The sequence below is a fragment of the Actinosynnema sp. NPDC049800 genome (assembly GCF_040656635.1).
Classification (GTDB): Bacteria; Actinomycetota; Actinomycetes; order Mycobacteriales; family Pseudonocardiaceae; genus Actinosynnema.
The window spans coordinates 83,711-106,438 of sequence record NZ_JBFAMT010000020.1; the positions used below are offsets into that span (position 1 = coordinate 83,711).

Consider the following 22,728-nt stretch of genomic DNA (forward strand, 5'->3'; position numbering starts at 1 on the left):
ACGACGTGCGCATCGGGTCATTCCGCTTCACGATGCGGTTACATGCGGTGACATCATCACTCGCCAAGGCTGGTTCGGACACTTTCGATGGATTTGGCGGCACGCGGCGGGCGCAGGGGCATTGAAGAGATGATCCACACGTTCAGCGGCGGACCTACCCGGCCGGATGGTTCGAGGTCACCCGTCGGAACGACAACCGGGTCTCGACCTGGAAATCGGTCGACGCTTTGGCGACACTGCAGAACAGGGGAGTCGGGAGCTAAGGCGATCATGCCCACTTATCGTGTCATGACCTGGAACATCCAATCGTTGAGCGTCAACAAGGTCGCGGTCCCGGGTTTGGCAAGTGCCATCGCACGGACTGTGGTGGCGCAGGACATCGACATCCTGCTGGTGCTGGAGGTCCGCCTGCGCGACGCCGTGAACGTCATGAACACCCTGGCACAGGAGTTGCACGACGCCGAGGTAGCCTTCCGCGAGGTCAAGGGTAAGCTGGCGCTGAAGGGTTGCTGGCGCACCCCGTTCCTGTCACACCCGACCGGCACGGAGCGGTACTGTGCGTTCGTCCGCGACCTCGACGCCGTGCGTCCGGTAGCCCCGTCTTCCTCAGGCACGGTGGGCACGGAGGTCGCCCCGGTGGCGGACCTGACCGCGCAGACGTTCGAGGTGTGGCCCTCGTTCGACTGGACCAGGGCCGCGGCAGGAGCGACCACGGCACCCCCGACCTTCCCGGTGGTCGAGACGTTCGCCAGGTCCAGGACGCGCGACGTGGTCTTCCCCGGGCGGGAGTTCGCCGCCGGCGTCGGCTTCCGGTTGCCTGCGTTGATGATGTTCATGCTGCGCGGCGGCGACGCAACGCGCAAACACCTCTTCCCGTTCGTCGTCTGCCACTACGGGGCCGTGCGCAGCGACGCCGTCCGCAACCAGCTCGCCAACCACCAACTGCTGGCGTCCACCCAGCTCCACATCGCCCAGATGTTCAGCCCGCCCCTTCCCGGCCCGAACCAGCAGGGCGAGAGTCGGCACATCATGATCACCACTGGCGCCGATCAGGAACCGGTCCCGGTCCACGAGATCTGCTTCACCGGCGACTACAACCTCGATTTCCTCAAGAACGACGAGTCCGGCGACGAGGCCCGCAGGAAGTACCAGTACCACTGGCTTACCCCGACGAGGGCCAAGGGCGGGTCGCGCTCGCCCTCCGCGGCCGGGACGCCCGCGGGTCCGCCGTACCCGAGCAAGCCCTACCCGCCGACGCCGCCGCTGACCCGGCCGGACAAGGCGTGGGTGATCAAGCAACAACTGCGCGCGGCGATCACCACCAAGGGCACGATCCTCCATTATCCCAAGCAGTTTTCCGGCACCACGGGCTGGACGAGCCACTGCTTCGACAACTTCTTCTACGGCGGCCGGATGCTGCACAACGCCGCGTTGGCGGCAGACGGGGACGCGGGGCGCGTCGTCCCCGTCCCGGACAACGTGGTGCGGTCCGGAACCGCCAGGCGCGACGCGCCGGAACAACTGGACCTCACCGCCGCCGCCGTGGCCCAGCTCAAGCTACGAACCGAGGACATCCTCCACACCGACGCCCGCGGCCTGTACATCCCGTACCGGAGCCTGCCCCCGAAGGGGAAGCTGATCGGCGCGCGGCTCCTCAGCGACCACCTCCCCGTCGTCCTCCAGTTCGACGTGGCCTGAACGGACCGATCGCGCATGGACGTCGACGAACTCAAGCGGAAGGTCCGCGCCGGCTTGAAGCGGACGCCGTTCTCGATATCGGGTGCCACCCTGGCCGCCGCCGATCTCACCGCGCTGTTCACCGCCGCGTGGGGCAAGGACGAACTCACCCTCACCGGCGCCGGGGAGGTCGGCGACGACGCGACCGGGATCGTGCTCTCCGGGACGCTGCCCGTCCTCGCCAAGCTGACGAACAAGCGGGTGACGGCGACCTTCCGCGTCGACGGTGGGCGGGTCACCCTCCGCGTGGAGCTGGACAAGATCGACTCACTGCGGTTGTCCGACTGCTTCGGGCAGCTCGAGCACGGGGTGTTCCGGCGGTACGCGCTCACCGCCGCGACCCTGGCGCTGGACTCGGCGAACCACCCCCGCCTGCCCGACGACTTCCCGAAGGGGTTCGGCCTCCCGGCCCACCCGGACCGGATCAGGAAGAACACGGTGCTGGGCCTGGGTGTCACCGGCACGCTCTCACCGGGCACGACCACCGGGGACGTCGTCGCCTGGCTGCTTCCGAAAACGTCGTACTCCGTGAGCGGCGCGCTCGCGCTGCCGTGCGATCAGCTCGGCGTCGCGCTGACGGCGCGGACCATCGAACCGGTGACGATCCTGAACAGGTTCGAGGTCTCCTGCGCGCTGAGCCTCGTCGCCGGAGCGCTCGCCGACGGCGACGCCCTGCTCGGGGTGACCAACCTGATGCAGGTGGCCGGCACGGTCACCGCGAAGGTCGGGAACAACCGGTCGCTGACCCTGCCCTTCAGCGCCCGGTGCACCACCTCCACGCCGTCGGTGCTCACCCTGCCCTGCCTCCCGGCAAGGACGACCGCTGTTACGCTCGCCGAGATCGGAGCGCTCCTGGACCCCGTGGTGGCCGAGCACGTCAAAGGCCTCCCTGCCCTGTCCGGCGCGCAATTGCGCCGCCTCGACATCACCCTCGCTCCGCGCAAGCGGGAGGTCCTCGCCGTCGGGGCGACCGTCGGCTGGACCTCGTCGGATGCCCTGCGACTGTTCGACGGGCTGCTCGCGGTGAAGGACCTCGAGGTCTCCTTCACCTACCTGCCGGCACGGCCGTCCGGGCAGCGGGTCACCGCGGAGGTGACCGGGAAGGCCGCCGTCAAGAACTGCGCCCTGACCGTGCGGCTGCAGATGCCGTCCCGGACCGTCTCCGCCGAACTGGCGCCGAACTGCGCGGCGGATCTCACCGAGCTGGTCAAGCAGCTCGCCGACGGCATCCCGCTGCCGGACCTCACCGCGACCGGACTGCTGATCGGCGGGATCGGCAAGGACCTGCGCCTGCGCGCCGCCCTCCGCTCGGCGTGGCAGCCGTTCGGCACCGGCGTCAAGGTCGAGTTGACGGATCTGGTCCTGGACCTGACCCGACTCGCGGGCAAGGTCGGCGCCTCGATCGGCGCGACGATGAGGCTCGGCGCGGTCGAACTCCACGGCACCGGTCTGTACGACTTCACCTCCCGGCAGTGGGCGTTCGAGTTCGCCACGTCGACCGGCGTCACCCTGTCGGTGAAGACCCTGGTCCAGCAGCTCAAGACGATCTTCAACGTCGAGCCGCCCGGCACCGCCCCGGACATCACGGTCGACGCCTTCTCCCTGTCCTTCACCAAGGATTCCTACGTCCTCACGTGCTCGACCTCCGTGGAGGTCGACGGCGTGCACCTCCAGGCGGCGGTCGAGGTCACCAAGGACAAGTACGCCGGCCGGGTGGTCATCGGGGACCTGCTGTTCGAGGGTGCCGTCCAGGGCAGGAGGCTGTGCCTGTCCTGGACCGCGCCGAAGGGCCGGAACGTGACCCTGCGGGCCTTGGTCGAAGCACTCGGTGTCGCCGATCCCGGGCTGTCCGGTCTTCTGGATGTGCGCGTGACCGGTGCCGCGCTGGTGGCCGAGAAGGGGGAGGGTGTGGCGTGGGCCGCGACCACGACCAAGGGCCGGGTGTTCGGTGTCGCGCTGCCCGGGACGAAGAAGTGGTGCCTGGTGGTCGACGCCTCCCTGTCGGCCGGGCTGTCCGCGCTGCCGGTCGTCGGCCCGTACATCCCGCCCGAGGTGGACGTGCGGATCAGCGCGGTCCGGTTCGTCCAGGCCGGCGCCCGGTTCGGGACGGACGCGGCCAAGGCGACCGAACTGCTGAAGGCGCTGCCGGGGATCACCCACCCACCGACGGTGCCCGACGACGTCACCTCTCGCCACTGCGTGTGCGTCACGATCGGTAAGGACTCGCGCTGGTACTGCTCCACCTCCGGGCGCCAGGGTGCGCGAGCGGTCCTCCCGGCCGGTGGCACGTCGCTGGAAACAGTGCGAACGCAGGCGCCGACGGCGTGGCACACCGTTGACAAGCGGGTCGGCCCCCTGTCGGTGCATCGGATCGGCGTGCGGATCCATGGCGGCAAGTTGTGGCTGATGGTCGACGGGGGGCTGCGGCTGGCCGGTGTCTCGGTCTCCGCACTGGGGCTGGGCATCGGGTTCCCACCGGGTGATCCGAGCAAGGTCGAGTTCGCCTTGGACGGGCTCGCGGTCGACTACGCGAACCGACCGCTGCGCATCAGCGGCGCCCTCTCCCGGCAGCAGCCCCCCGCCGGCTACGACCTGGTGCTGGTCGGGCTGCTCTCGCTCTCCACGCCGAAGATCGGGATGGCGGTCGTCGGCTCGTACGCGGTCGGCAGCGACGGCACCGTCTCGTTCTTCCTGTTCGGTGAGCTGTCCGGGCTCAAGGTCGGTGCACCGCCGGTTCTGCTGGAGGGCCTGACCGCGGGAGTGGGCTACAACAGCGCGGTCGTCGTGCCACCGGTCGAGTCGATCGCCGAGTTCCCGCTCGTCGCCGGGCTGACCGACCCCGATCGCTTCCCGGTCAAGCAACCGCCGCACAAGGTGATCGAGGCGATCACCGCGCACATCAGTCCCGCACCCGGTCGGATCTGGCTGGCCGCGGGCGTGCAGGTGTCGCTGTTCGAGTTCATCGAGCTCCGAGCGCTGCTGCTGCTCCAGGTCGGGGTGGACTTCACGCTGCACCTGCTGGGGCTGGCCACTGCCACGTTCCCCAAGGCCGGTGTCGTCAAGCCCTACGCACGAGTCGTCCTGCAGGTGCGCGCGAGCTACCAGGCGTCCACCGGCGAGATCGCCGTGCTGGGCCTGATCACCCGCGATTCGTTCCTGCTGCACCCCGACTGCCGCCTCACCGGCGGGTTCGCGTTCTGCATCTGGGTCCCGCCATCACCGCTGCGCGGAGACTTCGTGCTCACCGTCGGCGGCTACCACCCGGACTACAGGCCACCGAGGCACTTCCCGGCGGTCCCGAGGGTCGGCCTGGACTGGCGGCTCTCCGGCTCGTTGACCATCACCGGCCAGTGGTACGCCGCGCTCACCCCTGCGGCGTTCATGCTCGGCGGGAAACTGGACGTCGACTTCCACGCCAAGGCCGCGCACGCCTGGCTGCACGCCGAGCTCAACGCGCTGATCCAGTGGGAGCCCTTCTCCTACGACGTCCTGGTGGGGGTGCGGGCCGGCGCCAAGCTCAATGTCGCGTTCCACCCGAGGGTGGAGGTCGGTGTCGACGTCCGGCTGTGGGGGCCGCCCACCGGCGGCACGGCGACCTTCCACCTGCCCGTGGGCGGCTCCATCACCGCCCGGTTCGGCGCGCCCAGGCCCGACGCCCCCAAGTGGCTGGAGTGGGACGAGTTCCACGCCCGCGTGCTGAACAAGGCGGGAGTGGAACTCCTGCCCGCCGACGGCGTCCGACCACAGGCGCCGGACACCCCGGCGGACGCTCCTTGGCTGGTGTCCGTCTCGGGCTTCGCGCTCGTCTCCCAGGCTCCGACCCCGATCAGCGAAGCGAAGCTCACCACCCCGGGGAAGTCGCGACCGGACTCGGTCGACCTGCCGGCGGGACGGTGCCCGTTCGCGGCGCGCCCGATGCGCAGCGCGCCCATCACCGCGACCCACAGCATGACCATCCGCAGGGCCGACACCCGCTCCACCGGTCCGGTGCTGACGTGGCAGGTCAAGCCGGTCACCGGGAACGTCGCGGCGAGCGTGTGGGGCCTGAGCCTGGACAAGCCCACCGAGCGGCCGAAGACGAGCGACCCGCTGCTGGTCGACCAGGTGCTGGGGTTGCACGTCACCGTTCCGGCGCCCGTCCATGAGGAGACGCTGGCGAGGATCCCCGAGGAGAACCTTCAGGTCAAGAACGTCCCCACGGCGCGCAAGCTGCCGATCGGCACGACCGCGGACGGCCCGGCGCCCCGACGCCCGCTCACTCCCGCCACCCGGGACACCATCGCCGCCACGCTGGGCTCCACCGCGACCGACCGCGCCGCCCTGCACCAGGCGCTCCTGGACTACGGCGTCGCCCCGAGCCCGACACCGCCCGCGGCGGTGACCGACTACGCCGACCGCGTGTGGACCTACCTGACCGAAGACCCCCTGATCGTGACGGGAGGCACCCGGTGACCGCTCGACAGGACGCCGGCCACGAACCGCTGGACATCACCCTGCACTCCCGGCACCGCCCCGAACTGCCCGGTGGGGACTACACGGTCGAGGTCAGCCACCACCTCAAGGCGGAGGCCACCGGCAACCGCGCCGGCCTCGACCGGGAACTGGGAACGACCCGCAAGGTCACCGTGGTCACCCCGCGGTTCTCGCTCGGCCCGGACGTGGTGTTCGCCGTGTTCCCGCCGGCGAACACCACGGGCAATTACCGCACCACCCTGGCGCACGTGACGTTGAGCGGGTCGACGCTGCCCTTCGAGCGCACGCTGAGCAACGAGGACGCGGACAAGGGCACCCCGTGGATGACCCTGCTCGTCCTGGCCGACACGGAAGTCGTCCAACACGGGGACGACACGACGACAACGGGAGCACTGGGCGACCTGGTCGACCCGGAAAAGGCGGGTGCGACGCTGTTGCTGCCCGAGCTCGGTCGGTTGACCGATGCCGAGAAGGCACTCCGGTGCCGGGTGGTGGACCTGCCGATGGACACCGTCAAGGCCGTCCTGCCCAAGCGGCGGGAGTTGAAGCACCTCGCCCACGTCCGCGACGTGGCGGTCCGCCGATCCCGCCGGGCCGCCGACGAGTGGCGGCCCGGCCACTACAGCGTGCTGTTGGCCAACCGGCTCCCCCTGGTGACGCTCCGGCGCTACACGGCTGTGCTGGTCTCGCTGGACGGGCACGGCAAGCACGCGTTCCTCGGCGGTGCGGTCGTCCACCCGGATGCCAAGTGGGTGCGCTTCCTGGCGCTGCACAGCTGGACCTTCCACTGCGGGGACCACGGCGCCGGGGACTTCGGGACCGCCATCCGCAAGCTCCTGGCCGACTCGGGCGACGACTTGACCCTCCGGCTACCCGCCAACCCACCCAAGGACGGCCGCGACTCCACCGCCCGCAAGGAAACCGCGAACCGCCTGCGCCGGGGCCACGTGCCGATCAGCCACCGACTACCCGACGGCAGCAGGACCATCGCGTGGTATCGAGGGCCGTTCACCGCGGTCAAACCTCCGGAACCACACGAGGACGCCACGGTGTCGTCCGAGGCCGACTCCCACGTCCACCTGTCGCACTGGGGTGTCTTCGACCTCGGCTACGCGTCCGCCCACACCCTGGGGCGGTTGTTGACCCTGGGCGACTCCGGGCTCCGCGCACAGTTGGCCACGCTCAGCGAGGACGGGCTACGCGCCCTGCACCACGCGCTGGGCGTCGTCGACCCGTCGGCGGGCTCCTCCGGGTCCGCCGCGGCCTCGGTGCAGGCCCTCGTCCAGGACTCGGCCTTCGCCAAATCCGTCACGGAGAACCTCAAAAACCTGCGGAACACCCCGCCACCGCGGCAGGACCCGGAAGCGGCCGATGAGACCTCCGCGGCGGGAACGACGAGCAGCCTGCTCGCCGAAGCGGGATCGGACCGGTGCCTGGGTGCGGTGGACGCGGTCGCGGCGGCCCACGCCGCCCGACTGCGTCGAGCGGGCCTGGACGCCGTCGCCCTCCTGCGGCGGGCCCCGTTCCACTACCTGGTGCCGGACCCGGCGATGCTCCCAGAGGAGTCGATCCGCTTCTTCTCCGTCGATCGGACGTGGCTGGCCGCGCTGACGGCCGGCGCGGCCAGCCCCGGCAGCACGACGACGCTCGACCAGCGGATGATCCGACAAGTGCTGTCCACCGGTGTCGAGGACACCCCGGCCTGCGGCATGCTCATCCGGTCACGGCTGGTCGTGGACTGGCCGGAACTCGTCGTCGAGGCCCACGCGGACGGCTCGCAGGTGGCGCGTTCGATGTGGTGGCCGGCACCGGACATCCTCCTGGTGCTGTGGTACGAGCGCCCAACGGTGGTGTGGATCCGGGAACCCCCCAACGCACTCCGGTTCGGCATCGACTCCCTCGACACCTCCGGGAAGCAGCCCAAACCCGGCGAGCTGACCCTGCGGCACACGTCCGGCACGAACATCGGCAAGTCCAACGGCGACAAGCTGTCCGCACTCGGCAAGTACCTGCGCGACACCAGCGTCGCGCGTGGGCAAGTGTTCGACATCGACGGTGACACCACCTCGTCGACGCTGGTGGCCGGCCTCAAGAGCAAGCTGGGGATCGAGGTCACGCCCGCCATCCTGGGATTGCAGCTGCTCAACAGCCCACAACAGCTCGTCGTCGAGTCGGTGTGAGGAGCAGGCGATGAAAGATCAGAACGACGCGGTGATCGCGCCGATCCACGTCGAGGCTTTCGTGGCGAACGCGCGCAACACCAAAACGCTGTGCCGCTGGACGTTGCACTTCGGCGATACGAGGACGCACCCGGAGCCCGATCCATTCGACTGCGTCGCCACCGACAAGATCGGAGCAGGCGTCTACCTGCACTGGCAGCTCCCCGACGCGTTGACCCGGGGCCGCGCGAACCTCACCACCAACCCCGACCTCCTCGTGCACCCCCCGATCCCCAACCGGTGGGTGGTCGTGCGTTACCACCGCGCCGGCAAACTCACCACAGCCCCCACCTGCGACGCGGGCTGGGTCGTGGAAAGCGACCACCTGGGCACCCGGGCGAAACCGGGAACCTCGGCGTACCTGCACAAGGGCGAACCCGCCACCATCGGCAGACGGCACGACCTGCAAAAGTCCCCGTGGCCAGGTGCCACCACCGATCCCGGTTTCACGCTGACCGCGATCGGCCCCGGTCTGCCCGCCTTCGCGAGCTACCAACCGTACAACGCGGACGTGTTGTCCATGCACGACCCGCTGACCGGGGTGGCGAAGGGGTGGCTGAGCTACCTCGTCATCGGCTGGCACGCCAAGCCCGAGCACGACCCCGTCTCCACCGAGCAGATCAACGACCTGGTGGCCTTCTTCACCGACGCCGCTCCCGCCACCACCCGCACCAGCGACCTGGTCGCCGAGGGGCTGGACGCGCTCGGCTGGACGACGACGGACACTCTCGCCGCCAAGCGTTCCCTCTATGTCGGCCACGTGCTGTCCCTCGAATGGCGGACCGATCAAGCCCCCCTGTCCCCGCGGGAACCCCGTAATCCGACCAACACCGTCAACATCGCCATGGGCAGCAGCTCCGCCGACGCCCTCACCCCACTGCTCGACGCGGTCAAGGGGACGAAGTCGTCGTGGGACTTCACCTCGCTGCTCAACGCCTTCCACACCGGCTTCCTCGACGTGCTCGACACCGCGCCCGGCCGTGCGGCCGCGAGCACGCTGTTGGACGACGCGGTGCACGCCACCTGGTTCCGCCCGAGCCCGGGCGGAACCGCGTGGCGGCTGATCGCGGAGGAGCGCGACGCCGACACCGGACAACCGCGCCCCAGCGATCGTCAGCTCAGCGCCCTCCGTGAGCTCAACACCACCCAGCGCCGGTTGGACCGGGCCCGCTCCCGCGAAGCCGGATTGCGCCGGCGCCTGTACGACCTGTGGTGGGCACGAGATGTGGTCCACGCTCCCGACGGCTTCGCCGAGAAGGCGAACAAGCAGCTCGACCCGCAAGAACCGGACAGCCTCGCCGCACGGGCCGCGTCGGCCGCAGCGGACACCCGTGAGCACCTGCGCGTCCGCCGGAACCTGATCCGGCGGTTCCCGCTGCGGGACTCGGATGGTCGCCCGTTCACCTTGAAGGCGGTGCCGGAACGACCGTTCCACGAGGCGCAGGACCCGGTGTCCGTGCTGTGCGGCGCGGGAGCCGATCCGACCACATCCGTTCCCGACGCCGGCCGCACGCTGCCGTGCCGCACACCCAAGGAGGTCATCGACTCGGCCAAGATCGGCGGCAAGACGTTCACGGCGCCGTCGACACCCCTCCAACCCAAGCACTTCGGCGATCTCGAACAGCAGCTCAAAGCCATGAAGATCCCGTGGCTGGTGATCAAGGGACTGCTCGGCGAGTTCTCCGTGTTGGAGGCCGCCGCCGCTCACCACGTCCACGGCCGGTCGAAGGTCCCCCTGCGCGAAGCGCTCACGCCGGACGGCGACAACAAACGGTTGCCCGCCGTCCTGGCGGCCTGGGAGCAGCCCTGGTCCCCGCTCTACCTGATGTGGGATGTCGGCGTTCACCCTCTGCCGTTCGGCATGGCCGCCGACGGGACCAAGGGCGAGCACTGGACGTTCCGCAACGGCCGGTTCCGCTTCACCACCGCTGGCAAGGGCACAGCGGCCGAGTCGCGCAGCGCCGCCGGGCGCGCGGGGCTGGCGCCCGTGCCCATGTTCACCCTGTCCCGCCGAGCCGACGCGCACCGGGACACCTACTCCGCCGCGGAGTCCGCGGCTTTCCACCTGTTCGCCCAACAGGTCCGGCAGTGGGACCTGCTCTCCCAACCACTCGACGGGGTGAACGCCTGGCCGGCGCGTCGACGCCCCGGGTTCGACGACCCGTCGCCGAAGAGCGCGGCAGGTCGGCCCGTGATGCCGGCGCCGCCGTCGACCGTTCCCGATCCGCACTCGCCGCAGGGGTGGAGCGCCGTGCGCACGGCCCAGTTCGCCTTCTCCCGTGTCGTCGTGGTGGACCGCTTCGGCCAGACCGTGACCGTGGTGCGAACGACCGAACCGGAGAAGTTCCCGCCACGGCGCGCGGACAGCGTCGACTGCGGGAACGACGAGAAGCTCCCGAAGAACAACAAGTGCCACCTGCCCCAGAACACCTACCGCTACGTGCACCTGGCACCGCGGCTGCACCAGCCGGCTCGCCTGCGCCTCGACCTGCTGTCCGCCCGGACCGGCGGAGTCCGTCCGCTCGACCCGCACACCGACCCGGACATGGTGACCGACACCGCCGTCTGCGGCTGGCTGATGCTGCGCCGGACCGGGCGAGGAACCCCGACCAACGCGGATTCCGAACACCGCAGGCTGGTCGTCTTCGACGCGGAGGGCCGCGGCCTGGGCGAACTCGGGGTGATCGGCCCGTCCGGGCGGACCCCGTCCCGACGCGCGGTCGGCTGGCGGCCACTGCACGGTTCACGGCACGTCGAACCGGCGGATGTCTTCGCCGACACCTCTCCGCACCTGCCCGACCTCCTACGGGCACTGGTGGACCGCAACGCCGACGCGATCGCCCGCGGCGCGTCCACCAGGGGCCCGAACGACCCGGACAAACCCCGACGCCTGCACGAACTGCTCAATGCCGTCGAGACCGGGCTCATGTTCATCACACCGGTCGGTGACGACCGCAAGGCCCGGCTCACCCAGCTCGTCGGACGACCGCTGGCGCTGGTCCGGCTCCGCCTCAGCCTGGATCTCGACACCGCACCCCTGCCCGCCGCGCCCCAGGACGACGCGAACTGGACGTACCTGCACAGCCCGCCGCCCGACACCGGGCATCCACTGTGGACGATGCGCTGGCCGGTGCAGCTGGGCAAGGGCGAGGACCTGCGGGACGGGCTCATCGGCTACTACGCACACGCCGCCGCGGCACAGCCCGTCAAGACCGTTTACGACGCGTTCCACCTCGTGCACAAGCCCAACGGCACCGGACATACTTACGTCACGCACTTCGACGACGGCCACGTCCTCTCGCTACCTGCACGTCCCGTCCACACCGAAGACCCGTCGGCCTCGCGGTACGTCACCTTGCTGATGGACCCGTGGTCCGAGGTGACCGCCGCCATGGACATCGTTCCCGCCACGAGCCTGCGGCTGGCCCCCGGCGCCGTCGACGCTGTGCTGTCCCGGCTGCACACGGCGGTGCCCGTCGACGCACTGCTCGCGCCGACCCGCCACGGCACGACGAGCACCGACAACCTCGTCGTGCCCTTGCCGACCGAATTCGATGCCCGCGAGCACAAGGGGACCTGGTGGGAGCGGACCGGCCGGGATTGGCACACCACCCCGATTGAGCCCGCCGACCCCGCTGCCCGACTCCCGCACCGCAGGCCGGAAGTCCGCTCCGGATTCCTCACCATCACCTCGCAGGAGGACCAGCGATGAGCCCACCGTCCGCCCGACTGCTCACCCTGACCGAGACCATCTACGACCCGGCGACCGCCCCCGCCCTGCGGGTCACCGTGACCAACCAGGGCGACCGCCCCTTCACGTGCACGAAGCTCATCCTGTCCTGTCCGACCGCCGAGATCACCGGATCGCCTGGAACGAACGGGGACACCGACGGCTGGACCGTCACCCAGGACTCGGGTGCCACCGTCGCGCTGCCTGGGGCGGACGCGTCGACCATCCCACCGGGCGACCGGGTGTCCGTCGTCCTCGGCCCGCTGCAGGGCCTCGGCTCCGTTCCGGTCTCGCTCGGCACGCTCGTCGAAGGCACATTCGACGGCGACAGCGACCCCACTCGCAGCGCGGCGACGCACCGGCTCCAGGCCAACAAGCACATCAGGAACTTCCGCGGATCGTCCTCCGCCGTCGACTACGAGAAGGACGTCGACCTGGTGTGGGAGGGGGATGGTTCCTTCCCCCCCAAGGGGTACCACCTGAAGATCAACGCGAGCGACCCGGTCCGGCTGGACGAGAAGTGGATCACGAAGAATGGCGACGCCTACCGCTACCAGGTGCCGAAGCTCACCGCGAACACGGTGTTCCAGTTGACGGCGGCCGACGAGAGCGGCGTGGCCCTGGTCATGGTGAACCGGGGTGACGTGCACGCCGGCACCCTGACCGTTCGCGGCACGGTCTCCATGTTGGGCAAGCCGGCGAAGATTTACGACGGCTACCACTCGGAATGGAAATGCACCATGCCGAGCGACGGGTTCATCCTCGCCACGGTGAGAGCGGAGGCCGGCAGCGGCGCGGCCTCGATGACAACTTTCGTATACCCTCCTTACGTCGATGAGCGGTACTCGTTCTCGCTGAAGCCCGGCAACGGCCGGGTGGACAACGTGCTCATCCCGGTGCAGCGCAAAGCCGAAGTCGTCTTCACGATCCCGACCACGGACAGGAAGAGCACCTACGAGGCCTTCTGGTTCCCGCTGGGGTTCGAGGTGGACGCACCCGAATGCGATGTGGCCGGTGACTCGGGGCGGGCGTCGTGACCGGCCACGAGGAGTCCGCGCCGAAGGACCTGACGTGCACGCTCAAACCCACACGGGTGGAGGCGAGCACAACTACCAAAGGTTCCTCCGTCGAACTCTGTGTCACCGTCAGGAACGACACCGGACAATCCGTCAACTGCGCCGAAGTGACGATCGCGGTGCCGTGCGGTGATGGTGAATCCGCTCTGTTCCGGGAACTCCGGGGCCAGCACGTCGACATCACCGCCGAGTCGGGGGGCTGGCGCAAGAAGTCGGTCGTCAACGGCAAGGTGACGGTGGCGAAGAACCCCAAGGGTGAGGACTTCAAGCCTGGTGAGCACTTCACCGTGCGACTGACCAACACCGCGGTGGCCAAGCCGGGCAAAGCGGTCGTCAAGGTGACCTCGGGCAAGGATGCCCTGAAGGACCTCGTGGTGGAGAAGGTCCGACCGGGGGTCGAGTTGACCGACTTCCAAGCCAGGACACCGTGGATCAAGGCCGGTCAGGAGGCCGAGCTGACGTGGACCAGGAAGGTGCCCGACAGACACACCTTCTCGGCCCGCCTCGAATGGGGCCGCGAGGGCGACCCGAATTCCACCAGGGACGTCTCCGACACAGTGCACATGAAGGTCAGGCTGTACCACGACACGTCGTTCCGAATGATCGCCCGGGTCGGCGAGAAGAACAAGAAAGACACGGAAGTCGAACTGCTCCGCAGCACCGCGGTCTTCGTCGGCCACCCCGACCTGAACCCGCCGAACTGCGAGGTCGACCGCGGCGCAAGCCTGATCTCCGGCTTCGACACGTCCAGATTTGGTACCGTCGAATGGAAGCAGGACGGTGACCGGCGGTTCAAGATGACCCCGGTCAAGGTCGTGGCGCACACCGATGGGATCGCGGAGCTGATCGTCGGGACGCACGTCGATGACGAATGGGAAATAATCGACGCCTATCCCGTCTTCACTGTGGAGCTCATCGGCAAGGCCGGGCAGGTGCTCTACGGAATGGAGATCCCCGTGGCCAAGGACGAGGTTCCGCGCCAGGACTACACCGTCGAACTGCGCCGACTGACCATCCCCGTGCCCGTCGGGAGCAGGCTCGCGATCACCGGGAAGCTGACGGCCAAGTCCAACGACCTCAACTTCTGGAACACGGTGCTATGGAGGTGGAGCCCGCTGGGGAGCGGCGGGCTCGCCTGGTCGACCCAGTAAATTGTGGCGGCTAACTCTTGGGGTGTAAGTGGCGGAGTTTGACGTGTGCGTCGTCGGTGGCGAACTGCCAGCGGACTGGGCGTTGCTCGGTGTTGTCGTGCGTTGCCGGGCGGCGAGATCGGTGTTGAGGGGTGCCGAGGTCGCTGATGCGGCGGTCGAGGCACTGCCGTGAGGGTGCGGACAGTTTGATCTCGGCGATGTCGAGCCAGGATTCGTGTTCGGGGGTGTGGTGGATCTCCAGGCGCTGGACCAGGGCGAAGGCCTCGTCGGGTGTGAAGGTCTCGTAGAGCGAGGCGATGCCGTGGGTGGTGAGGTTGTCCATGCCCAGCGCCACGGTCTCGGCGTCGGGGTAGTCCACGGTATCCACTCGGACTACGAGCTGAAAAAGTCCGGGACGAAGTGCACCTACAAGATCACCAAGCAGCGGAGCGGCGGAGACTGGCCGCTGGACCGGGGGCGAGGCCGGCCGCTCCCGGTTGGGCTCGGCCGAGCCTGTCACCTTCGTGCGCCGCGACCCGTCAACGCGCGCCCCGGCCTCGAACTTGTTCGGAGACGCTGCCGGCGCCGCCAGACCGCCGTGCTCGCTTACTCGCCGAGCTGTCGTTCGATACCGCGGCTGGTGATCGCCTCCCGAGTCAACTCGTATACGCTTGCCAGGTAGACCCGACCAGCACGGTGGGCGTTGACATGCGGCCTATCTTGGCACCGGTCCGGCCCGCGGCGGCCTTGCTTGTGGAGGAGGCAGGAACCCCAGGAGCGCGGGCACGTCTGGAAGCGAAGGGATGGGCCGTTCTCTCCGGTTGACACCGACCGGCGAGCCCTCGCTGATGCGCCCCGAAACACGGCGGGAGTCGAGTTGCCGCGACGACGGCAGGTTGCCATTGAGGCGGAGCGAGCGACTGCCCACGTGATCGCGCAGCGGACGTGGCGTGCCTGCAAGTAACGGCGACGAGATACGGCTGATGTCGGCGATGACACGATCAGAAGCGAGCGAGCCGGGTCCAGCGCCTCCGACGGGCTGCAACCTGTGATCACCCGCTCAGCCTGGCGCTGGCTGCAATACGAGCAGGGATCTCAACCGCCAGGTGTGAAGTGGTAAGGGGTCAACGTGCGCACGGTGGTGAAGCCCAGTCGGACTGCGGTCGGCCGACTGGTGGGCAGGGTCTCGCTGTACAGGTAGCGGTGGCCGCGGTCGACGGCGAGGCGGGCGTGGCGTCCCACCAGCGTGCGGTGGAGCCCTCGGCCCCGCCAGGACGGCAGGGTTGCGCTTCCCCAGGTGGAGGCGAAGTCGGTACCGGTGTGGAACCGGACCCAGCCGGTGGCGACCACTCGGCCGTCCGCGCTCTCGGCCACCAAGACGGTGCACGGGTCGATCTCGTCGACGCCCCAGTGCTCCAGGGCCGAGGGCAGCCAGTGCCACGGGACGTCGCGGGCAGCCTCGGCCAACTGCCGCACGCGGTCGAAGTCCTTGCGATCGGTCACTTCGCGCACCCTGACGCCCGCGGGCAGCGCAACGGTGGCCGCGGCCGCCACATCCGCGGCCCGACCGATCATCAGCGTCCCGGTCGAGTTCTCAATGCCGAAGTAGGTCAGCCCGCGCTCGGCGAGATCGGCTCGGAGATTGGCCACCCGTTCCCGGTTCGACTCGCTGAGCATGACCAGGTCCGGCTCGACGGCGGCGACGGTGTCGGCGATGCCCGCCCGGCCGCCCGGGACCTGGCTGCCGCCGAGCCAGATGTTGAACTGCATGACCTTGAGCGTTCGGCCCGGGATCCCGTCGTGCTCCCAGTCGTGCTGCGGGGCGGCCTCGGCCGCACCCAGGGCTGGCTTTCCCGCTCCGACGGCCGCGTCGGCCATCCCCAGCGGGTCACGTCGCCTGACGATCACTGACCTCCGTTCACCGTCGTGCATTCATGGTTTGATCACGGTTCGAGTCGGGCCGGGGATGCCACGGTTCCCGGTTCACGACTCGTGACCCTGGGTACTACGCCAGAGCGGCGCGTACACCGAAGCGTCCTCTCATCCCGCTGAACGTTCGTGAGTGACACCTCCGGTACCGGGCTCACTGTCGGCTCTGCGTCGATCGTCGGTGTCGACGAGTTCTCCCGAAGGCAGACCGTTTTACAGCAGTGCCGTGGGGACGTGTGGGTGAAGCCCGGAGCCAGGCCGACCCGACCTCGCCGGATCCCTCTGCTAGAAGCGGCCGGTCCTCAGTCCCGTCCGCGGTTGCCGCTCGCGCACCCAGCGGAGCGGCGGCGACCGACGGCACTCGCGCACCGTTCCTCACGTCGGGCCACACCTCCACCGGCTCAGCGACCCTGGGCCATCGGGGCGGACAGTGGGCAGCGCAGTCTGTGGCGCATCACTGCCGCATCCGGCACGGTGGTCGGGGCATGCGATCCGTGGCGGGCTTGGGCCAGTGAACGCATCGGCCTGGTCTGTAGTACTCGCACTGCGCTTCGCCGCTGTCGACGGTCGAGATGGCCGCAGCCGCAGCCTTGAGAGCCCGAGACCTCATGACGGGCCGCCACTGCTCATGAGTGACCGCATCCGGCCGTACCGCCGGCAGTCGGTAGCAGTCGGTACCCGGAACGTTCCATCGAAAGATGTCTGAAAGCCGTGCTCTTGCACGACCATGCAGGGGCCAACCGGCAGAACGACGCCAGGATGGCGGGAGGACTCCGGCCGCCGCAGCCCGTCCAGGATCGCGGGACAGTCGTCAGTGGTCTTGTCAGGAATCGTGCCGACGTTGACGGGGCGCGGACCGGGACCGTCTCGTCCGCGATGGTCGTTGGCCGTCCGATCGGAGGACCGGACACGTTCGCAGTCGAATCCCCTGATGGTGTCCACGATGCCGAAGCCGTACCCGCAGTGGAAAGTCACCGGCGCACCGAGCATCCGGCCTTCGACGTCGAACGAGTCCACGATCGGACCGTTGTGCTCTGGTTCGCATTGGGTGGCCTCGAGGACATTGTCCTCCGCCCAGTGCAGGTCGACGCACGTGTAGTCCGGCTCGTACTGCCGGCTACCGGTGGTGTCGGTCGTCGCCGAGGCGGACACCGACGTGCCCAGGGCCACCGCGAGGTTCAGCGCAACAGTCCAGCCGACGATCCGATGGGTCAGCCGACGCGTGATCATCCCTGCCCTGCTGGTCGAAGCGGAACATCGACGCACGTTCGGCCGCTCGCCGGGCGTGCTCCACCACAGCTGAACACGACCGCACGGCCGATCGCCACCGGTGCGACCGGTCACCACCGACCAGGGGGATCGCAATCACCCACTGACGCCGCCGACGGGGCACCAACCGGTTGATCCGGCCGCAGAGGGTCACGGGAAGCTCGAATCCATTCTTCCTCGGGGTGTTCGACGGCGGTGACGTGACTTTCTGGCCTGAACCGTCTCCGCGGTACCTGTCCTTCGGCTAGTGAGGACACAGGCGAGTCGTCGAACGGGTAAAAACCCGGTTTGCGGTGAACCACCCGATCGGCAGCTTCCGCGCACCTGCGTCACAAGAGTCGGGCTCCGACTGCTACCTGAAGGTGGGATGCGTCCATCCGAAAGAGTGCGCCTCTTGCTCTTGGTAAAACGGCCTCTTAGCGTCTATCTGTTACGTTTGCCGCGGGAAGGATGTCGTCATGTCACTTCGTAGCGCAACTGCGACCGCGCTAGTCACACTTGGCCTGCTTGTCGCGTCCACGCCGGCCCAAGCAATCCAAGTGAGCACCTACTCGATTCGTCCATACCTGGACACGTCTTACGCCTTCACCCTGGCGAGCACCGGACGCGACGTGACTCTGGAAAAGAGGGATTCGAAGAACAATCGTCAACTCTGGATCGAAGAGGACAACAGCGGGGGCTACTTCATGCTGGAGAACGCGGCTCGACATGATCTGTGCCTGGCCATCCCCAAGGGCAATCCAAATAGGGAGGTATTCGCCTACCAGTGCGACTCGGATTTTCGAGACCAGTGGTGGGCGTGGTCGGACGGCCGTTTGCTGAATAGTGCGACCAAAAACGCCGCGGCACCTAAATCGCTGTCCTCCGGTGCCCAGATCATCCAGGTACACCAGGCAAGTGCGCAGGCCGTCCTGGTGCGTTCCAACTAGTGGCTTGTCACGTGGCCTTGCCGGGTAGTGGGTCCAGGTGTGGATGGGTGAGTCGGTGGCGAAGCAGCTCTTGGGCCGGCTTCGGCGTTCCGTCAGCGGATGAGCGAGCCGTTGGCGGTGTTCTGCTCGGCGCGCCTGACGTGGTCGGCAGGAGCGGGCGAACAGCGCCGCTGTACGGGCGAATGCTGCGGGAGACGATGAGTTCCTAGTGGCCGACTGGCGACCAACAGTCCAACGCAACCCCGGCGGAGGTCGAGTTCGCGCGGACTGGCGGGACATGCCGAAGGTGGTGTTTTCCTCGACGACCAGCACGGTCGACTAGAATACCCGCCTGGTCACCGGTGACGCGGTCGCCGGAGTCGAAGGTGCGATGCTGCGGGCCGACGACGTCGCCTTGCGCAGCGTCGCCCGGGATTGGAGCCTGCGAATCATATTTACCTCGGCGGTGCTCGATGTCCCGGTCGATGTCGGTGTTTTGGATACCCATGAGCGGTCCGAGGCGACTGCGAGGATGTTCCGTGCCCGGCATCGGTGACTTCGAGGCCGGTGACTGGCCGTATCTCGTCGAGTCAGCGCGTACCGGGACTGGGATTCCGGCGGGCGGCGTCGGTGGCGCTGGGCAGACCCGCGGCATGGCGCGGCTCTACGGGGCGCCGCGACCCGCCGGTTCGGAGTCAACCATCGCCTGCTGTGGGTGTCGTGGGCAGTGGCGGGATGGAGTCGCGCATGTATCCGATGCCTGCGGTGACGAGGTAGTTCGCCGATGCCGCGTCCAGTTTCCAGGGGTGCTGCAGCAGCGGTCGCCGCAGTCCGGCGGTGTCCTTGATCTGGCGTGGGCGTGGAGGTAGCCGCGAGTACCTCTGCCCGTCCTGTCCCCAGTGCGGATCCGTCGGGTCGTCGAGAGCGGTCACGAAGCGGTCGACCAGGTGTGCTCATCAACACGCCTCCCCGCCGTTACCGGATCCGCAGTTGTCCGATGCGGCCGACCGCGACTGTAACCACGGCCACCACTCGCCGGTAGGCACGAACACTCGCATCATCGTGAGCGCAGCGGATCCCTGTCCGGCATGGGCCACCGACGACGCGCAGCTCATGCTTGTAGCATCCTGCGTTCTCTGCCGAGGCCTCGCCTGTTCCTGTGCACCGCAGGGTCGAGGATCCCCACTCGAAAGACTGAACGTCGCGGCATGTCGAGAAACTCGGAAACTTCAGTATCAACAGAAGTTGATACCCACCGTCACCCAGGCCGAATCACCGCACGGGACACCACTGCGCGAAGCACTGCGCGCGTCTCGCCGGGACCACCGTGAAATGATCATGGTCTTGTAATGCGGTGGGACCGGCAATGGAGTGGAGTGATGACGGGTCGGGACATCCTGATGGCGTGGATGGGGCGACAGGAGGATGCGTCGCAGGGAAACCGTGGTCGGTGTCCCGAGCCCGCGGGCGGTCTGCGGTTCGCCTTCTACGGCCGCACTTCCACCATCGAGCACCAGGACCCGGAGACCTCGAAGGCGTGGCAGCTGGAGGTGGCCTGGGAGGTGATCGCCGGGCACGGGCACATCGTGAAGGTCTTCTTCGACGCCGGACAGTCCCGCCGCGGCGCGTGGCGTGACCGGCCTGCGGCCGCGCAGCTGCTGGCGGCGCTGCGTGACGCGGACCGGGGGTTCGACGCGATCATCGTGGGGGAGTACGAGCGAGCGTTCGCCGGTGACCAGCTGCCGCGGCTGCTGGCCCTGTTCCGCCGGTACGGCGTGCAGGTGTGGCTCCCCGAGGCCGGTGGCAGGCTGGAGCCGGACAGCGCCAAGCACCAGGCGCTGATCGACATGCTCGGAGCCCAGTCGCTACGCGAGGTCGCGCGAGCCCGACACCGCGCGATGGCGTCCATGCGCGTGCAGACCTTGGAGGGGCGTTCCTCGGTGGCCGGGCGCCCTACGGTTATCGGCTGGTCGAGTCCGGTGCGCACCCGCGCCTCGCCGACGCCCGCCGCGGCCGCATGACTCATCGACTGGAGGTCGACCCGGAGACGGCGCCGGTGGTGCGGTGGCTGTTCGCCGAACGCCTGACCGGCCGCAGCGTCGACAGCCGTGGTCCACGACCTCAACGATCGCGGCGTGCCATGCCCGGCCGCGCACGACGCGGAGCGCAACACCCACCGGACCCGGCGCCGGTGGACCGTCGAGACGGTCACGGTGATCCTCCAGAACCCGCGCTACACCGGCTGGCAGGTATGGAACCGGCAGGGTGTCGACCACGACCACACCACCCCGGCCGACCGTCGGCGCCGCCGTATGGTCAAGCGCAACCCGGCCGACCGGTGGGTCGTCTCCCGTCAGCGCGCCCACACCCCCTTGGTGAGCGAACGCGACTTCGTCGCCGTGCAGCGGCTGCGTATCCGCCGTGCCACCGGTGCCGGCGAGGTCCGCGAGTACCTGTTCGCCGGTGTGCTGCGCTGCGGGATCTGCGACCGGCGTATGGAATCGCACTGGATCCACAGCCGTCCCGGCTACCGCTGCCGCCACGGCCACACCGGACCGCGAACCGACGACCGGCCGGCGATCCTCTACCTCCGCGAGGACCACCTGATCACCAGGATCGGCCGCGCCCTGCACCTGCCCGCCGCCGCGAGCCCGCGCACGGTGGCCGAACGGATCCACGCGAACCAGGCGGTGATCGTCTGCCACGCGGACAAGGTCGAGATCAAGGGACAGCTGACCGCGTTCACCTGGGACAGCGAAGGCCACACGGCGTCGTTCTCCGCATCGGAGAACGACCCCGTGTGGTAACAATGTGTCCGAGAGGTTTGCCCGAACACGCAGATGTGGGAAATTCCCCACTCCTCTCGAAGTGGAGTGGCTCATAACTGCAGCTTAGCAGTGGTTTGGAGCACCTTCGCAAGAGTGGGGAATTCCCCACTCTTGCTTTCGTTCAGCGGAACAAAGTGTCACGGGTTCAAGTCGTCGAGCAGCAGTGCCAGGACCTGCTCTTCGTGCACCGCGACCCGGTGTTCGCGCATCGCCTCGGCCAGTCCAGGGCTCCACGGTGTGTCCGGCACCGCGCCAATGAGCGGGAGACGAGCCGAAACGACCGCATCGAGGTAGTCACCGCCCGCGTAGCGCCAGGGCCGCACGCCCCGGTCGAACAGCCGCTTGGCGATGTGGATACCTGCGACGTCGAAATCACCGTGGTACCTCACGGTGGCACCATCCGCGATAAGCCGGTCCAGCGCGTGCAGTGCGACGGTGGCGGGGTTGCCTGAGGTGCACAACAACGGCATGGACGTACCCGCCCGTGCCGCTGCCTGGAGGACCTGGGGGTTCTCGCAGGCGAACACCTCCTGCCCGCGGACGACCCAAGGGCGGTTCGCGCCAGCGCGCCACTCCTGCGCAGTCACGTGGGTGACCAGGCCGAGGTCGGCACGGGCGCGCATCATCACCGACCACGGGTCGTCGCCTGGTGGACGCACCGCCCACGTCAACAAGGTGCCCGACACCGCGTCGGGGCTGACTCCCACCGCACTCCACAGGTCTCGGCGGGCGGCGGCGGTCGCGGGGAGGGGCATCCCGGTCGCGGCGGCGATCGCGCGGAGGACCACGGCGGCAGTCACCTGTCCGTCATCCAGCGCGTGGGCGTCCCCGCACACGGCACCGGCCAGTTCGGCGAGTTCGAAAGCCGATTCGACGGGAATCGCGTCCGCCACGGCGCCTGGAGTGCGGGACGCCAGCGGCACGGTCGGAGTCAACGTCCGCAACACCGCCATCGCTTGCCTGATTACGGTTTCCGCTTCGTCCCCCGCGCGACTGAGGAGTCCCGTGCGACGCAACCCGTCCCGCCAGACGGGTATCCACGGCGCGGCGTCCAATCCGGATTCGGCGACGGCACGCTCCCAGAACGCCCACAGGTCGAGCTTCGTCACTTCGCGCGCCTTGCTCGCTGCCTTCCGGTCCACGAGGGGACCGCCGGTCAATTCCGCGACCACAGTGACCAGGCCGTGGGCGATTGCCGAAGCTCTCAGCGCGGCATCCAGTTCGGCCAAGCGGACCCTGGTTCGACCGTGCGGCACCGTCCGTCCGAGCAGCCCCGACAGGTCTTCGGCCCCTTGGTAGTCCAAGTCCACGACGACGACTCCGGTCGCCGAGAGGCCGTTGCCCTCCAAGCGTTTGCGCACCAAGTGCCACAACGGTTGCAGACCGGCCAGGTAGTCGCGGGCCGGTGCGGGGATGTGGTCGGCCACGG

Annotated in this window: 12 protein-coding genes and 2 pseudogenes; 10 read left to right on the forward strand and 4 right to left on the reverse strand. The window is 68.7% G+C overall.

Features of this window, described 5'->3' with window-relative positions:
• Positions 1–87: 87 nt before the first annotated feature.
• From AB0I91_RS23385 to AB0I91_RS23410, 6 genes are all read left to right on the forward strand, one after another.
• Positions 88–1,698, forward strand: coding sequence for a hypothetical protein (locus tag AB0I91_RS23385; protein WP_499638750.1), 1,611 nt, complete (start codon positions 88–90; stop codon positions 1,696–1,698).
• Positions 1,699–1,713: 15 nt separating this feature from the next.
• Positions 1,714–6,189 (forward strand): DUF6603 domain-containing protein, encoded by a 4,476-nt coding sequence (locus tag AB0I91_RS23390; RefSeq protein WP_499638752.1) that lies wholly within the window; start codon positions 1,714–1,716, stop codon positions 6,187–6,189.
• Positions 6,186–8,390: a hypothetical protein gene (locus tag AB0I91_RS23395; protein ID WP_499638754.1), complete on the forward strand. Its 2,205-nt coding sequence runs from the start codon at positions 6,186–6,188 to the stop codon at positions 8,388–8,390. The genes AB0I91_RS23390 and AB0I91_RS23395 overlap by 4 nt, the downstream gene beginning before the upstream one ends.
• Positions 8,391–8,400: 10 nt before the next feature.
• Complete coding sequence (locus tag AB0I91_RS23400) at positions 8,401–12,141, forward strand: hypothetical protein (RefSeq protein WP_499638756.1); 3,741 nt, start codon at positions 8,401–8,403, stop codon at positions 12,139–12,141.
• Positions 12,142–12,218: 77 nt separating this feature from the next.
• Positions 12,219–13,196, forward strand: coding sequence for a hypothetical protein (locus AB0I91_RS23405; RefSeq protein ID WP_499638758.1), 978 nt, complete (start codon positions 12,219–12,221; stop codon positions 13,194–13,196).
• 56 nt (positions 13,197–13,252) lie between these two features.
• A complete protein-coding gene (locus AB0I91_RS23410) occupies positions 13,253–14,386 on the forward strand; it encodes a hypothetical protein (protein WP_499638760.1) in 1,134 nt (377 codons plus the stop codon).
• Positions 14,387–14,524: 138 nt separating this feature from the next.
• On the opposite strand, the pseudogene AB0I91_RS23415 reads toward AB0I91_RS23410, so the two are convergent.
• From AB0I91_RS23415 to AB0I91_RS23425, 3 genes and pseudogenes are all read right to left on the reverse strand, one after another.
• A pseudogene (locus tag AB0I91_RS23415) lies at positions 14,525–14,744 on the reverse strand (transposase domain-containing protein); the annotation flags it as partial.
• A gap of 716 nt (positions 14,745–15,460) precedes the next feature.
• Positions 15,461–16,273, reverse strand: coding sequence for a GNAT family N-acetyltransferase (locus tag AB0I91_RS23420; RefSeq protein ID WP_499638762.1), 813 nt, complete (start codon positions 16,271–16,273; stop codon positions 15,461–15,463).
• Positions 16,274–16,900: 627 nt separating this feature from the next.
• Positions 16,901–17,524, reverse strand: a complete 624-nt coding sequence (locus AB0I91_RS23425) for a hypothetical protein (RefSeq protein ID WP_499638764.1) — start codon at positions 17,522–17,524, stop codon at positions 16,901–16,903.
• Between the two features lie 578 nt (positions 17,525–18,102).
• Between AB0I91_RS23425 and AB0I91_RS23430 the strand changes: the two genes are divergently transcribed.
• The 4 genes and pseudogenes from AB0I91_RS23430 to AB0I91_RS23445 all read left to right on the forward strand — a co-directional run bounded on the left by AB0I91_RS23430 (position 18,103) and on the right by AB0I91_RS23445 (position 21,278).
• Complete coding sequence (locus AB0I91_RS23430; RefSeq protein ID WP_499638766.1) at positions 18,103–18,492, forward strand: ricin-type beta-trefoil lectin domain protein; 390 nt, start codon at positions 18,103–18,105, stop codon at positions 18,490–18,492.
• A gap of 170 nt (positions 18,493–18,662) precedes the next feature.
• A pseudogene (locus AB0I91_RS23435) lies at positions 18,663–18,880 on the forward strand (dihydrofolate reductase family protein); the annotation flags it as partial.
• A 970-nt stretch (positions 18,881–19,850) separates the two neighbouring features.
• Complete coding sequence (locus AB0I91_RS23440) at positions 19,851–20,492, forward strand: recombinase family protein (RefSeq protein ID WP_499638768.1); 642 nt, start codon at positions 19,851–19,853, stop codon at positions 20,490–20,492.
• Positions 20,493–20,579: 87 nt separating this feature from the next.
• Positions 20,580–21,278, forward strand: coding sequence for a recombinase family protein (locus AB0I91_RS23445; RefSeq protein ID WP_499638770.1), 699 nt, complete (start codon positions 20,580–20,582; stop codon positions 21,276–21,278).
• Between the two features lie 158 nt (positions 21,279–21,436).
• Here the strand turns inward: AB0I91_RS23445 and AB0I91_RS23450 are convergent, their stop codons facing one another.
• Positions 21,437–22,726, reverse strand: a complete 1,290-nt coding sequence (locus AB0I91_RS23450) for a TIGR02679 family protein (protein ID WP_499638772.1) — start codon at positions 22,724–22,726, stop codon at positions 21,437–21,439.
• Positions 22,727–22,728: the final 2 nt, after the last annotated feature.